This is a genomic window from Stenotrophomonas sp. YJH_SMC_32, assembly GCF_059369975.1.
The window spans coordinates 640939-655420 of sequence record NZ_JCAFTE010000001.1; the positions used below are offsets into that span (position 1 = coordinate 640939).

Here is a 14482-nt window from a genome sequence, read left to right on the forward strand (position 1 = left end):
CAGGATGTGGGGGAGTGGAAGGGGGCCGGGTGGTTTGCCCGGCACAGCTGGCTTAGAAGTCGTACTGCAGGCGGCCGGTGACCGCGCGCGTGCGGTCCACCGTGACCCCGGCCAGGCGGTCGCGGTTGCGGCTTTCGATCACGTTGAGCATGAAGCGCAGGTTGTCGCGCAGGTACCAGTTGCCACCCAGCGTCCAGGCTTCGGTGCTGCCACGGCGCAGGTCCGGCGCGCCATCGAGGTGCTGCGCGCCCCACATCTGGTCGTAACGCAGCGCTACTTCGAAGGCCCCAGCCTTGTGGCGGATGTCCTTGACCCGTGCGAAGCGGCCGGTCTTGCGGTCGTAGGCACGGCTTTCGCCGGTGACGAACCAGCTGAGCATGCCGTAGGCCGCCATCACGTCGCCGCGCTGGGCGCCATCATCGAAGGTGGCGCCACTGAACTCGCCCTGCCACGACAACGGGCCGCGCACCTGCGCGTATTCCAGCGACCACTTGTTGACGTCGGTATCGCGGCCGGCGGAGAAGTCGACCAGGGTCAGGCGGCTGTTGTCGGACAGGTGGCCGGCCGGGCGCGGGCGGATACGCAGGCCGGGCACGCCGTTGGCCCCCGGGTTGTCGTAGGCCTCGCGGGCCAGCGAGAGGCCCAGGTGCAGCACGTCACCGTCGCTGGGCGTGGGCGCCCAGGTGACGCGACCACCCGCCGCGCGGCCCTTCACCTGCCAGGCGTCGATGCTCTCCAGGCTGTAGAGGCTGGCCGCCCAGGTGAAATCCCCCGGATTGGCCTGCCAGGACGCACCCAGGCGGTACAGCGGCGCCAGCGTGGTGCCGGCGTTGCCGCGCTCCAGGAAGCTGCCGTAGTTGGAGCTGGTACGGTCATCCAGCGAGAAGTACTGCTTGAACTGGCCGACGGTCAGCTTGCCGGCCTCGCCGAAGCTGCGTGCCAGGTAGACATCCTTGGCCTCGACGCGGTCGCCGGAGAAGTCGGCTTCCAGCTTGTAGTCGACCACGAAGAATTTGCCGGACACGTCCAGCCAGGCGCGACGGATCTCGGTGTCGTCCTTGTTCGGGGTGCCGCGGTTGTCGTTGTCGAAGGTGGCGAAGTCCAGGTGCAGGCGGCCACCGAGGGTGGCGGTGACCGGGCGGTCGTCTTCGGCAGCGAAGGCCGGCGCCGACAGGGCAGCCAGCGCCATCATGGCGGCAGGACGCCGCCAGGCAAACGTGAATTCCACAAACCCTCCCAGGTGCGCGCCAGGCGCGCGGCAATCGTGGGCACCGGACGGTGCGCGGCCGCAGTCTGGGTCGGGCAAGCTGTCATCGTCCTGTCAGCGGTTTGTGCGGTGCAGCGAAAAGCGTGTCGCCGATCTCGCCGTGCCGTGCCCAGCAAGCGCGGCGGCGGCATGCGGTAGCATTCGGTTCCCCTCCCACCCGTGTGCCCATGCGCCTGCTGCTGGTCGAAGACAACCCGGATCTGGCCGATGCGATCATCCGCCGGATGCGCCGCAGCGGGCACGCCGTGGATTGGCAGGCCGATGGCCTGGCCGCCGCCAGCGTGCTGCGCTACCAGAGCTTCGACCTGGTGGTGCTGGACATCGGCCTGCCCAAGCTCGATGGCCTGCGCGTGCTGGCCGGCATGCGCGAGCGCGGTGACAGCACGCCGGTGCTGATGCTGACCGCGCGCGATGGCATCGAGGATCGCGTGCAGGCGCTGGATGTCGGTGCCGACGATTACCTGGGCAAGCCATTCGATTTCCGCGAGTTCGAAGCGCGCTGCCGTGTGCTGCTGCGGCGTGCGCGTGGCCAGGCCAGCGAAGTGGTGCAGATCGGCGGCTTCCAGTTCGACAACGCTGCGCACCGGGTCAGCCTCGACGGCGAACCGATCGAACTGCCCAACCGCGAGTACCGCCTGCTGGAGATCCTGGTCGGGCGCCTCGGCCAAGTGGTCGGCAAGGATGAGATCGGCAACGGCCTGTTCGGTTTCGATGACGAAGCGGGCCCGAATGCCATCGAGTTGTATGTTGGCCGCCTGAGAAAGAAGCTGGCGGGCGCACCGCTGCGCATCACCACGGTGCGCGGTGTCGGCTATCTGCTGGAGGCCAGCGATACCCATGCCGACGCCGATGGCTGACGCGCGCGCTGCGACTGCGGCGCCGGGTTCGCTGCGGCGCACGCTGCTGCTCTATCTCGGCGTGCTGCTGGCGGTGTTCGCGGTGGCCCTGCTGTTCGCCGCACGCGATTACGGCCAGCGTGCCGCCAACCGTTCCTACGATCACCTGCTGGTGTCCTCGGCGCTGTCCATCGCCGATTCGGTGGCGCTGGTCGATGGGCAGTGGCAGGTCGATCTGCCGTATGCGGCGCTGGACCTGCTGGCGATGGCGCCGGAGGACCGCGTGTTCTATCGCGTGGCCGACAGCCGCGGCACGCTGATCACCGGCTACGATGACCTGCCGGCAGCGCCGCGCCGGCCCGGTACCCAGCCGCAGCTGTTCGATGCCACCTACAGCGGCGAGACCGTGCGCTTCGTGGTGGTCGGCCGCAGCTTCGCCGCTGCCTCGGCGCAGGGCGAGGTGCAGGTCCAGGTCGGCCAGACCCGGCGTGCGCGTGAAGCGGTCGCGCAGGACATGGTCAATCGCGCGTTGCTGGCGATCGGCGTGCTGTCCGGGCTGCTGCTGGCACTGGTGGCGTTCGGCGTGCATCGCGCATTCCGGCCGCTGGTGCGGGTGGAGCGCGAGCTGTCGCGACGGGAGCCGTCCGACCTGAAGCCGCTGGATGCCCGCGTTCCGCGCGAGATGGACCAGATGGTGGCGGCGCTGAACCGCTTCATGGAACGCCTGTCCAGCAGCAACGAGACACTGCGCGCGTTCATGGCCGAGGCTGCGCACCAGATGCGCACGCCGCTGGCGGCATTGCGCGCACAGGCACAGCTGGCGCTGGATGATGACGATCCGGAGGACATGCGACGCAGCCTGCAGGCGATCGAGCGCAACGCCACGCATATGAGCCGGCTGCTCAACCAGCTGCTCAGCGACGCCAGCGTGATCCATCGTTCGCACCTGCAGCGCTTTGCGGCGGTGGACCTGGCCGAGACCGTGCACCAGGCCCTGCATGAAGCGCTGCCGCAGGCCGGTCCGGCGCCGCGCGTGCAGTTGGCGATGACCGCCGAACCGGCATTGGTGCACGGCGATGCGCTGCTGCTGCGCGAGGCGATCAAGAACCTGGTCGACAACGCACTGAAGTACGGCGGTGACGGCGACTTGCAGATTGCCCTTACCGTGCAAGGCGAGCAGGCCGTGCTGACCATCGCCGACCACGGCGCGGGCATCGCCCCGGCCGATGCCGAGCGCGTATTCGAGCGTTTCGCCCGTGGCGAAGGCGCGCCCTCAGGTGGTGCCGGGCTGGGCCTGGCCATCGTCAAGCGCGTGGTCGACAGCCATGGCGGCCGCATTGACCTGAGCAACCGCCCGCAGGGCGGGCTGGTCGCCACCATCCGCCTGCCCCGGAGCAGTCCATGATCCGCTTGTTCGCCACGACTGTTGCGCTGCTGCTGGCCCTGCCGGTGTTGGCTGCGCCCGGCGATGTGCGCCGTTTTCCCGCACAGGGAGCGGCCACCGCTCAGCTGCGCATCCACGGCACCACCGACATCGAAGTGTTCGCGGTGGTCATCGCCGACTACCAGCGCCTGCACCCCGGCACCGAGGTGGTGTACGAGGACATCATCACCCAGGACCTGTACGCGCGGTACCTGCACGACCGCGGCGGCCCGGCATCACCGGACCTGCTGATCTCCAGCGGCATGGACCTGCAGACCAAGCTGGTCAATGACGGTCACGCGCTGCCACACCGTTCGGCGCAGACCGCCGCGCTGCCGGCCTGGGCACAGTGGCGCAACGAGGCGTTCGGCATCAGCTACGAGCCGGTGGTGATGGTCTACAACACCCGCGCGATTCCTTCGGCCAAGGTGCCGCACACGCGCCGCCAGCTGCTGGACCGGCTGCGTGCTGAAGGTGCACCCCTGCGCGGCAGGGTCGGCACCTATGACATCGAGCGCAGCAGCGTCGGCTACCTTTTGGCGACCCAGGACGCGCAGCGCGGCAGCATTGCCGGCGCGCTGCTGGGCGCGCTCGGCGACAACGACGTGGTGCGCGAGGAGCGTACTGGCGTGCTGCTGGACCAGGTGGCCAGTGGCCAGCTGTCGCTGGTCTACAACGTGCTTGGCTCCTACGCGCAGGCGCGCGTTGATGCCGGCGCGCCGCTGGGCATTGTGGAGCCCGAGGACTACACGCTGGTGGTGCTGCGTACCGCAGTGATCCCGCGTACCGGCCCACACCCGGAAGAAGCGCGGCGCTTCCTCGATTACCTGCTGTCGCCGCGTGGCCAGCAGGTGCTGTCGCGCGAAGCGCGGCTGATGCCGATCGTGACCGGCAACGCACGCGGTGACGATGCGCCCGGCCGCAGCCGCCGTCCGATCCAGCTCGGCCCGGGCCTGCTGGTGTATCTGGACGCGCTCAAGCGTCGCCAGTTTCTCGATGCCTGGCGCAGCAGCGTCGAGCCGGCCGGGCGCTGAGGCGGCGACCTGCCCGTACAATGGCGGTATGAGCGAATACACCATCCTGATCGCCGATGACCACCCGCTGCTGCGTTCGGCGGTGGTGCAGTCCTTGCGGCAGAGCCTGCCGTTGGCACAGGTGCGCGAGGTTGCGAGCGCCGAGGCATTGGCCGAGACGCTCGACGCGCAGCCGGACGTGGACCTGGTGCTGCTCGACCTGACCATGCCTGGCGCGCACGGCTTTTCCGCGCTGCTGCACGTGCGTGGCTCGCATCCCGACATTCCGGTGGTGATCCTCTCCTCCAACGACCATCCGCGGGTGATCCGCCGTGCCCAGCAGTTCGGCGCGGCCGGCTTCATCCCGAAGTCGGCCCCGGCCGAGACCATCGGCGAGGCCGTGCAGGCGGTGCTCGACGGCGGCCTGTGGTTCCCGGCAATGGCCGCCGAGCGCTCGGAGGCCGATGCGCTGCTGGCCAGCCGCCTGGCCCAGCTGACCCCGCAGCAGTTCCGCGTGCTGCTGTGCCTGGCCGATGGCCTGCTCAACAAGCAGATCGCCTACGAGCTGGGCCTGGCCGAGAACACGGTGAAGGTGCACGTCACTGCCATCCTGAAGAAGCTCGAATGCCATAGCCGCACGCAGGCGGCGGTGCTGGTGAAGGCGCTGGAACCGGAAGGCGACGCGCGGGCAGGGATGGACGGCTGACCTGGGCAGGGCACTTGGCTCTCGGTGAGAGCATTCTGAGCTGCTCGAATCAACTGCGCCAACGCGAAAATGGAGTCTGGCCCGTCAGTTGCCGCTGATCGAACTCATCTGCGGGTCGATCGAAAAGATGAACCTGTTCTCGTATCCCATCCAGGAATGCTCAGACGCTTCGGCATAGCTGTAAGTGGGAGAGGATGCATCTGACGCAAACCTGTGACCCCACGCCTCATGATCCGCGCTGCTTCGGGTCCGGGCGATACCGATGCAGATGCTCAGGCCACACGAAAAGCGTTCAAGTACACCTTCTTGACCGATTGCACGTTCAAGTGATGATCGATAGTGCCGGGTCAGGTCCTGCGCCTCGGGGCTGGAAGCTGCATCCTGCGTCATGCGGTTGATCGCATCCGACATGTTTCTGCTTGACTGCAGGAGGCCCTCGGCGGCCAGGATCGAGATGCCGTCCTTGAACACGAGTGCGGATTCTGACCGAAGAAGCGCGAGCGAAGATGCTGCGCGATGCGTGGCCGCTGTCGGAATGCCGGGGTTCGGCGAGGCGTCCGCATTCGATATGGCTGGAGGAGCCTTTGCTTCTGTCGCGGCCCTCCTGAGGCTGACGTCCGTATCTGGTGTGCTGTCAGCCATGCATCCCGCGCAGCACAGGCAGAAGAGCATTGCTGTGATTCGATGGAGGTATCGGAGGGGGGCGATGGATAGGTGATGGCAGGGCATGCTGGATCCTTGGCCGTAGGCTGTGGCTGTCTTCAGTACGATCTGCCGATCAGCCGAACGTTGAAATCTACTGATCCTCAGCAGCGCCGGTCAGTCAGGAGACTGCTCTCTCCCCACTCGGATTTTCTCCATGCCCTACGCAATGACGCGGCGCATCCATTTCCTCCTTGCCCATGGCTGTCGCGCGAAGAGGTTTGGGAATTCGGTACGGAATCAACGAGGAGCAAAGCCAGCGTGCGCCGGCAACGCGACGCCCGCGTGGCCGAGCCGTCCTAGCCCCGATGCCGCAACAACATCTGCGTCATCAATGCCCGCAACGCGGGCGGTCGCACCGGCTTGAGCAGGAAGCCCCAGCCGTTCTCGGCGGCATGCGCCTTCAGTGCCTCATCACGCTCGGCGGTCACCAGGATCACCGGCGGCCGCGCCTTCCACAGCGTGCACAGCGCTTCATACAGGTTCGGTCCGTGCCATTGCCCCATGCGCACGTCCAGCAGCAGCAACTGCGGCACGTTCAATGCACTGGCGATTTCCAGTGCACCCTGCGGACCGTCGGCAAGTTCCACCTGGCAACCCCAGCGCTCCAGCAGCGCACGGGTCGCCGCACAGACGTGGGGATCATCGTCGATGCTCCACACCCGGCACTTTCGCAGTGGGCTGTCGTCGGAGGGTTCGCTCGCGATGACCGGCGCTGCGGCAGGTGCGATCACATCGTCGGCGCGCCCGAGTGCTACGCTCACGGCGAAGACGCTGCCCTTGCCCAGTGTAGAGCGCAGGCTGATGCGGTGGCCGAGCAGGCGGCCGATGCGTTCGACGATGGCCAGGCCCAGGCCGGCGCCACGTTCCTGTTCCACGCCGTCATTCAGCCGGCGGAACTCCTCGAAAATCTCACCCTGCAGGCTTTCCGGAATGCCCGGGCCCTGGTCATGCACTTCGATGCGCAGTTGATCGCCTGCACGCCGGCAGCCGATCAGCAGGCGCCCACGTGGGGTGTAGCGCAACGCGTTGGACAGAAAATTCTGCAGGATCCGCCGCAGCAGGGCTTCGTCGCTGACCACCACTGCGCGGGTATCCACCCAGTCAAGCTGCAGGCCACGGGTCTGGGCGGCGATGCCGAACTCGCGCGCCAGGGTCTCCAGCAGCGGAGAAAGTGCAAACGTGCGCACGCGGACCTGCAGCGATCCTGATTCCAGGCGCGAGATATCCAGCAGGCTGTTGAGGATCGCGTCCTGCGCCGCCAGTGCGGCATCGATATGATCGGCAGTCTGCTGCTGCACCGGGTCGCCCAGCTTGCCGCGCAGCACCGAGACGAACATGCGCGCAGCGTTGAGAGGCTGCAGCAGGTCGTGCACCGCCGAGGCGACGAAGCGGGTCTTGTAGCGGTTGGCCTGCTCGGCCTCGCGCCGCGCCTCGTCCAGGTCACGGGTGCGTTCGGCGATGCGGTGTTCCAGCGCATCGGCCAGCGAGCGCAGTTCGCGCGCAGCATTCTTGTAGCTGGTGATGTCGGCGTAGCTGGTGACGAAGCCGCCATCAGGCAGGGGATTGCCGCGGATCTCCAGCACCGTGCCGTCGTCCTTTTCGCTCTCGCGCATGTGCGGGCGGCCACTGCGCAGGTGGTTCAGGCGGCGCTCGATGGCCTCGTCCACCGGGCCGGGACCGAGCAGGCCACGACGGGCATTGAAACGGAACAGTTCCTCGATCGGCCGGCCCACGCGCACCAGGTCTGCCGGGAACCGGAACAGTTCCAGATAGCGCGAATTCCACGCGACCAGGCGCAGGTCGCGGTCGATCACCACCACACCCTGCGGCAGGTGTTCGAGGCTGCGGCTGAGACCACTGTCGGCGTCGGTGGCGGCCTGCAGCAGGCCATCCTGTGCGGTGCGCAGCTCCTGTGCGTGCTGCTTGAGCAGGGTTTCCAGTTCGCGGCGGCTGCGCAGGCGATGCTTGGCCAAGCGCCTGCGCTGCTGCACGAACAGCACCAGGAAGCCCAAGGCCAGCCACGCGGCACCGCCGGTCAGGGCGGCCGCGCGACCGGCAGCAGTAGCGGCGCCGGCGTCGTGCAGCAGGTGCAGGTTCCAGCCCTCGGCGGGCAGCGCCAGGCTTTGCCACAGCATCGGCTGCGGCAGCGCAGGCTCCAGCAGCCGCACCATGCGGCCGCCATCGGACAGCACGTCTTCGGTACGTGCACGCAAGGGCTGCAGGGCACGGTCGGCGTACTGACGTGCATCGAGCATTTCGCGGCGCTCACCGGCACGCAGCGGACGCAGCAGCCGGTAGCGCCAGCTGTCCCGGTTGGACAGGAACACGACGTCATGGTCGTCGCTGGCCAGCACCACGTCCGGGCTGCTCAACCATTCCTGTTCCAGCGCGGACAGCTCGACCTTGATCACCACCACGCCGAGCCGCTTGCCGTCATCCTCGATGGCCTGCGAAAGGTAATAGCCGGGCACGCCGGTAGTCATGCCGATGCCGTAGAAGCGGCCACGGCCCTGCGCCAGCGCCTGGCGGTAGTAGGGGCGGTAGCTGTAGTTCTCGCCGACGTTGCTGGTCGGTTGGTCCCAGTTGCTGGCCGCCACCGCCACACCATCGTGGCCGACCAGGGTCAGGGTCGAGGCCCGGGTGACTTCATTGGCACGTTGCAGCTTCAGGTTCAGTCGCTGCCGTTCGCCGGGCGAGGGCGGCACACGCAGTGCGTGCAGCAGATCCGGATCCAGCGCCATGACCTGCGGCAAGGTGCCGAAGCGGTCGATGCGCTGTTGCAGGCCCTGGCCATACAGCTGCAGCTGGCGTTGCACCTGGCTGCTTTCGTCGCCGAGCGCGCGCCGCCAGGCGTAATGGCCAGCGGCGACCGCGCACAGCACGGTGCCACCGACCATCACCAGGATCGTCAGCAACAGCATCCGGTGGCGGCTGAGCCAGTACATGGCGGCAGTCTACGCAGGGCCGGCGGGCGTGGCGTGCACGCCCGCCGGGGTCTGACGTGGAAGGGGTCAGAAGTGCATCTGCGCGCGCAGTTCGAAGATCTCCGGCGTGCTGTGCACGCCACGACGGCTGGCGTCGACCTTCACGTAGTTGGCCTGGAACTTGAAGTGGCTGGTCAGGTACCAGTTCGCACCCAACGTCAGGTCGTGCTGGCGGCCACCGAGGATGTCGCCATCGTCGAGGTCCAGGCGGCTGTAACGCGCCACCAGTTCGACCGCACCGTAGTTGTGCGCCGGCTTGATGTTGGCCACCGCACCGGCGTTGTACGGCCGCGATTCGCCGGTCAGCACCCAGCTGGCCATCGCGTACTGGCCGCTGCCGGTGAAGTCGGGCTTGCCGTCATGGCGGGTGACCGTGGCGCGCAGCGCTTCGGCCTGCAGCGAGAACGGGCCGCGGATCCAGATGCCTTCCAGGCCGGTGCGGCGGATCTGGTCGGCGGTGACCAGCGCGCCGGAATCGACGTAGCGGATGTCGGTCAGGCCGGCTTCCGGGCGCGCGCGCAGGCGGGCGCTGGCCTCGTGGTGCACGTCGCGGCCATCGCTGTAGCCGCGTGGGTTCTCCTGCGAGTAGGCCAGGCCCAGGTGGATAACGTCACCCGGTGCCTTCACCGGCGTCCACACCGCACGCACCGCCTGGGTGGTGCCGGGGTTGTCGCCCTGCAGGTCCTTGCCGCCATAGGCGCCTGCCTGCAGCAGGTACTGCGGGCGCTCCAGCACCCATTCCACACCGGTACGGCGGCCTTCGTAGAAGGCCTGCACCGGCAGCGAGGTTTCCAGGAAGCTGCCGGCACGCGAAGAGGTGTTCGCATCCAGGCCGACCGGCGTCTTCATGTAGCCGAAGCGGAAGCGGCCGACGTCACGGCCGAAGAAGGCCTTGCTCTCGAAGCGCACGAACACGTCCAGCCAGGTATCGGCCTGGAAGTCGTAGTAGACCATCGCGTCGTACACGCCCTTCTTCTTCAGCGTCGCACCGAATTCCTTGCGGCGCACGGCGTCGTCGTCCTCGAGGCCACTGGCCGAGGAAAAGTCGTTGTAGTCGTAGGCGATGTTGGCGGTAGCGGCCAACTCGGTGCCGTCGCCGAAGGTGTACTTGGTCGGCCAGTTGTCGAAATCCGCAGCCGAAGCGAGGGCGGGTAGGGCGGCCAGCGACAGGGCCAGCAAGGTGGGATTCGGGCGCATGTTGGGTGCGGCTCTCTCAGATTGCGTGTGGACAGGACATCAGCGGCCGCAGGGGCCGAAACTTTCGCAGGGACATGCCCAGCCGTTCAGCCCGGGCCACCGGCCTTCCCGTTTCTGGGCGGTGCGGCGCCAGTGTAGGCACCTGTGCCACCTGAACCGGGGGGCTAGTACCAATAGGTTATCTGCGCCGGCGTGCCTGGCGCGTACAAAGGCGTCCATTGGTCGCACCCCCTGTGCGTGCAGTACAGGGCCTGCGGTCAGTTTCCACGGTAACGGCTCCCGTGCAGTCCCGGGGCCGTACGTGCCTGAAAACGCCCCTTCCGGAGTCCGCCATGCACATCCCGACCGCAGCACCGGTGCCTGCAAAGCCGTTGCCGATCTATCGCCAGCTGTACTTCCAGGTGATCGTGGCGATCGTCCTGGGTGCCATCCTCGGCCACTACGAACCGCTGGTCGGCGAGAAGATGAAGCCGCTCGGCGATGCCTTCATCAACCTGGTGAAGATGATCATCGCGCCGGTGATCTTCCTCACCATCGTCACCGGCATCGCCAGCATGACCCACCTGCGCACGGTGGGCCGGGTGTTCGCCAAGGCAATGGCGTACTTCCTGTTCTTCTCCACGCTGGCGCTGATTGTCGGCATGATCGTGGCGCACGTGGTGCAGCCCGGCGCGGGCATGAACATCAATCCGGCCGAGCTGGACCAGACCGCAGTGCACAGCTACGTCGAGAAGTCGCATGACCTGACCCTGGTCGGCTTCCTGATGGACATCATCCCGAAGACGCTGCTCAGCGCTTTTGTCGATGGCAACATCCTGCAGGTGCTGTTCGTGGCCGTGCTGTTCGGCATCGCGCTCGCGATGGTGGGCGACAAGGGCAAGCCGGTGCTGAACTTCCTGGAGGCGCTGGTCGCCCCGGTGTTCAAGCTGGTGCACATCCTGATGAAGGCCGCCCCGATCGGTGCCTTCGGTGCGATCGCCTTCACCATCGGCAAGTACGGCGTCGGCTCGCTGATCAACCTGGCCTGGCTGGTGGGCTCGTTCTACCTCACCGCGTTCCTGTTCGTCGCGGTGATCCTGGGCCTGGTCTGCCGCCTGTGCGGCTTCTCGGTGTTCAAGCTGGCGCGCTACCTGAAGGCCGAACTGCTGCTGGTGCTCGGCACCTCCTCGTCGGAGTCGGCGCTGCCGTCGCTGATGGAGAAGATGGAACGCGCCGGCTGCAGCAAGTCGGTGGTGGGCCTGGTGGTCCCGACCGGCTACTCGTTCAACCTGGACGGCACCAACATCTACATGACCCTGGCGGCACTGTTCATCGCCCAGGCCACCAACACCGAACTGACCCTGGGCCACCAGATCGCCCTGCTGCTGGTCGCCATGCTCAGCTCCAAGGGCGCGGCGGGTGTCACCGGCGCCGGTTTCATCACCCTGGCCGCCACCCTGGCCGTGGTGCCGGAGGTGCCGGTGGCTGGCATGGCGCTGATCCTGGGCGTGGACCGGTTCATGAGCGAATGCCGCTCGCTGACCAATTTCATCGGCAATGCGGTGGCCACCGTGGTGGTCTCGCGCTGGGAAGGCGCGCTGGACCGCAACCGCCTGCAGCTGGCGCTGGATGGCCGCGAGAGCGAACTGCCGCCGCCGGTCGATGCGCTGCCCGAGGCGCTGCCGGCCAAGGGCTGATCCAGGTGTGTGGTACCGCGGGGCCGATCACGTCAGTGGTACGGCCCCGCGGCGTTTCAGGGCGTCCCATGGCTGTCATGGGCAGCGCCGAAGCTGGTATCGCGGTACCGTCGCATACGGCACGGAATTGTGCGGTCGCAGCATGCTTGCGACAGGATAGCGACAGGTCCGGACGCTCCAACGGGGGTATCATCCCCTGTCCCTTCTGCCCATTCATGTAACCCACATCGATGTCCAACGAAGATTTCAAACAGGCCGCCCTCGATTACCACCGGATGTCCCCGCCGGGAAAGATCAAGGTTTCCGCTACCAAGCCCATGCTGACCCAGCGCGACCTGTCGCTGGCGTATTCGCCGGGCGTGGCGTACGCCTGTGAAGCGATCAAGGCCGACCCGCAGCAGGCCAGCGAGCTGACCGCCCGCGGCAACCTGGTGGCGGTGATCTCCAACGGCACCGCGGTGCTGGGCCTGGGCAACATCGGCGCGCTGGCCGGCAAGCCGGTGATGGAAGGCAAGGGCGTGCTGTTCCAGAAGTTCGCCGGCATCGATGTGTTCGACATCGAAGTGGATGAGACCGACCCGGACAAGCTGGTCGACATCATCGCCTCGCTGGAACCGACCTTCGGCGGCATCAACCTGGAGGACATCAAGGCGCCGGAATGCTTCGTGGTCGAGCGCAAGCTGCGCGAGCGCATGAAGATCCCGGTGTTCCATGACGACCAGCACGGCACGGCGATCATCGTCGGCGCGGCCGTGCTCAACGCGATGGCGATCACCGGCAAGAAGATCGAGGAAGTGAAGCTGGCGACCACGGGCATGGGCGCGGCCGGCATTTCCTGCGTGAACATGCTGGTGCAGCTGGGCCTGAAGCCGGAGAACATCCTGGCCTTCGATCGCGAGGGCGTGATCCACACCGGTCGTACCGACCTGGACCCGGAAAAGCAGCGCTATGCGCGTGACACCGACAAGCGCACCCTGGCCGAGATCGTCGACGGCGCGGACATTTTCCTGGGCCTGTCGGCACCGGGCATCCTGACCGGCGACATGGTCAAGACCATGGCGCCGGATCCGGTGATCTTCGCGCTGGCCAACCCGACCCCGGAAATCATGCCGGAGGTGGCGCGCGCTGCGCGTCCGGACGCGATCATCGGCACCGGCCGTTCGGACTACCCGAACCAGGTCAACAACGTGCTGTGCTTCCCGTACCTGTTCCGTGGTGCGCTGGACGTGGGCGCCACCGCGATCAACGAGGAAATGAAGATCGCCTGCGTGCGTGCCATCGCTGCACTGGCACGCCGTGCAGCCACCGACATGGGTTCGGCCTACGGCGGCGAGACCCCGAGCTTCGGCCGTGAATACCTGATCCCGCGCCCGTTCGACCGCCGCCTGCTGGTGGAACTGTCGGCCGCCGTGGCCCAGGCCGCGATGGATTCGGGCGTGGCCTCGCGCCCGATCGAGGACATGGGCGCCTACCGTGACAAGCTGGCCCAGTTCGTCTACCGCACCAGCCTGATGATGAAGCCGGTGTACGACCGCGCGCGCAGCGACAAGCAGCGCGTGGTGTACGCCGAGGGCGAAGAGGAAGTGGTGCTGCAGGCGGTGCAGAACGTGGTCGATGACGGCCTGGCGCATCCGATCCTGATCGGCCGCCCGGAAGTGATCGAGTCGCGCATCGAGCGCCTGGGCCTGCGCCTGAAGATCGGCGAGAACGTTGAAGTCACCAACATCAACGACGACCCGCGCTTCAACGAATACTGGCAGTACTACCACGGCCTGACCGGTCGTCGTGGCGTGACCGTGGCCGCGGCGAAGAACCTGATGCGTTCGCGCCCGACCCTGATCGCAGCGGTGATGGTCGCCCGTGGCGAGGCCGATGCGATGCTGACCGGCATCGTCGGCCGCTTCCACAAGAAGCTGGGCTACGTGCGCAGCGTGCTGCCGCTGGAGCCGAAGGTCACCTCGACCTCGGCGATGACCGGCGTGATCAACCAGCAGGGCGTGTTCTTCTTCGTCGATACCCACGTGCAGGAAGACCCGACCGCCGAGCAGCTGTGCGAGGCGACCCTGCAGGCGGCCTATCGCATGAAGCTGTTCGGCATCGAGCCGAAGGTGGCGCTGCTGTCGCACTCCAACTTTGGCAGCCATGATTCGAAGGATGCGCTGAAGATGCGCCAGGTGCGCGAGCTGCTGCTCAAGCGCAACCCGCGCCTGAACGTGGATGGCGAAATGCAGGGCGACACCGCATGGGATGAAGCGCTGCGCCAGAAGCTGCTGCCGGGCTCGACCCTGCAGGGCCGCGCCAACCTGTTCGTGCTGCCGAACCTGGAAGCGGCCAACATCGCCTACAACCTGGTGCGGGTGTTCACCGACGGCGTGGCGATCGGCCCGATCCTGATGGGCGTGAACAAGCCGGTGCACATCCTGACCACCAGCGCGACCTCGCGCCGGATCCTGAACATGACCGCCATTGCGGCGGTCGATGCGCAGATCAGGAAGCAGCTGGAAGCGGAAAAGAAGGCATAAGCCTTCTTTCCAGCGACAGCTGCGGAAACGCGCCCCACGGGGCGCGTTTTTGTTTCCGCGCAGCGGAAACGGGTAGTGCCGGCCGCTGGCCGGCAACCCCAATCGTGCTCAGATACACGACGGCAGCCGGCCAGCGGCCGGTCCTACTCCGGT

General features: G+C 67.0%; 10 protein-coding genes. 6 read left to right on the forward strand and 4 right to left on the reverse strand.

The window, feature by feature from the left end; genetic code table 11:
- Window positions 1–52: 52 nt before the first annotated feature.
- The gene (locus AC5P7S_RS02940; protein ID WP_070489913.1) at window positions 53–1192 is read right to left on the reverse strand and encodes an OprO/OprP family phosphate-selective porin; all 1140 of its coding nucleotides are present in this window, start codon (window positions 1190–1192) and stop codon (window positions 53–55) included.
- A 242-nt stretch (window positions 1193–1434) separates the two neighbouring features.
- Here AC5P7S_RS02940 and AC5P7S_RS02945 point away from each other — a divergent pair, with 242 nt between their 5' ends.
- Genes AC5P7S_RS02945 through AC5P7S_RS02960 form a run of 4 tightly spaced genes read left to right on the forward strand, consistent with a single transcriptional unit; the run spans window position 1435 to window position 5245 of the window.
- The gene (locus AC5P7S_RS02945) at window positions 1435–2124 is read left to right on the forward strand and encodes a response regulator transcription factor (protein WP_005419188.1); all 690 of its coding nucleotides are present in this window, start codon (window positions 1435–1437) and stop codon (window positions 2122–2124) included.
- On the forward strand, window positions 2117–3508 hold the full coding sequence (locus AC5P7S_RS02950; RefSeq protein ID WP_095377973.1) for a sensor histidine kinase: 1392 nt from the start codon (window positions 2117–2119) through the stop codon (window positions 3506–3508). Before AC5P7S_RS02945 ends, AC5P7S_RS02950 begins: the two co-directional genes overlap by 8 nt.
- On the forward strand, window positions 3505–4560 hold the full coding sequence (locus AC5P7S_RS02955) for an ABC transporter substrate-binding protein (protein WP_095377943.1): 1056 nt from the start codon (window positions 3505–3507) through the stop codon (window positions 4558–4560). Before AC5P7S_RS02950 ends, AC5P7S_RS02955 begins: the two co-directional genes overlap by 4 nt.
- A gap of 28 nt (window positions 4561–4588) precedes the next feature.
- Window positions 4589–5245, forward strand: a complete 657-nt coding sequence (locus AC5P7S_RS02960) for a response regulator (RefSeq protein ID WP_005419171.1) — start codon at window positions 4589–4591, stop codon at window positions 5243–5245.
- An 84-nt stretch (window positions 5246–5329) separates the two neighbouring features.
- Here the strand turns inward: AC5P7S_RS02960 and AC5P7S_RS02965 are convergent, their stop codons facing one another.
- From AC5P7S_RS02965 to AC5P7S_RS02975, 3 genes are all read right to left on the reverse strand, one after another.
- Window positions 5330–5887 carry a hypothetical protein gene (locus AC5P7S_RS02965; RefSeq protein ID WP_141239374.1) on the reverse strand — a complete coding sequence of 186 codons (558 nt, stop codon included), beginning with the start codon at window positions 5885–5887 and terminating at the stop codon, window positions 5330–5332.
- 359 nt (window positions 5888–6246) lie between these two features.
- A complete protein-coding gene (locus AC5P7S_RS02970; RefSeq protein WP_095377945.1) occupies window positions 6247–8895 on the reverse strand; it encodes a hybrid sensor histidine kinase/response regulator in 2649 nt (882 codons plus the stop codon).
- A gap of 66 nt (window positions 8896–8961) precedes the next feature.
- On the reverse strand, window positions 8962–10131 hold the full coding sequence (locus AC5P7S_RS02975; protein WP_005419152.1) for an OprO/OprP family phosphate-selective porin: 1170 nt from the start codon (window positions 10129–10131) through the stop codon (window positions 8962–8964).
- Window positions 10132–10463: 332 nt separating this feature from the next.
- Here AC5P7S_RS02975 and AC5P7S_RS02980 point away from each other — a divergent pair, with 332 nt between their 5' ends.
- Both AC5P7S_RS02980 and AC5P7S_RS02985 read left to right on the forward strand, forming a co-directional pair.
- Window positions 10464–11807: a dicarboxylate/amino acid:cation symporter gene (locus tag AC5P7S_RS02980; protein ID WP_005419151.1), complete on the forward strand. Its 1344-nt coding sequence runs from the start codon at window positions 10464–10466 to the stop codon at window positions 11805–11807.
- 230 nt (window positions 11808–12037) lie between these two features.
- Entirely contained in the window at window positions 12038–14329 is a 2292-nt protein-coding gene (locus AC5P7S_RS02985) for an NADP-dependent malic enzyme (RefSeq protein ID WP_095377946.1), read from the forward strand.
- Window positions 14330–14482 lie beyond the last annotated feature (153 nt).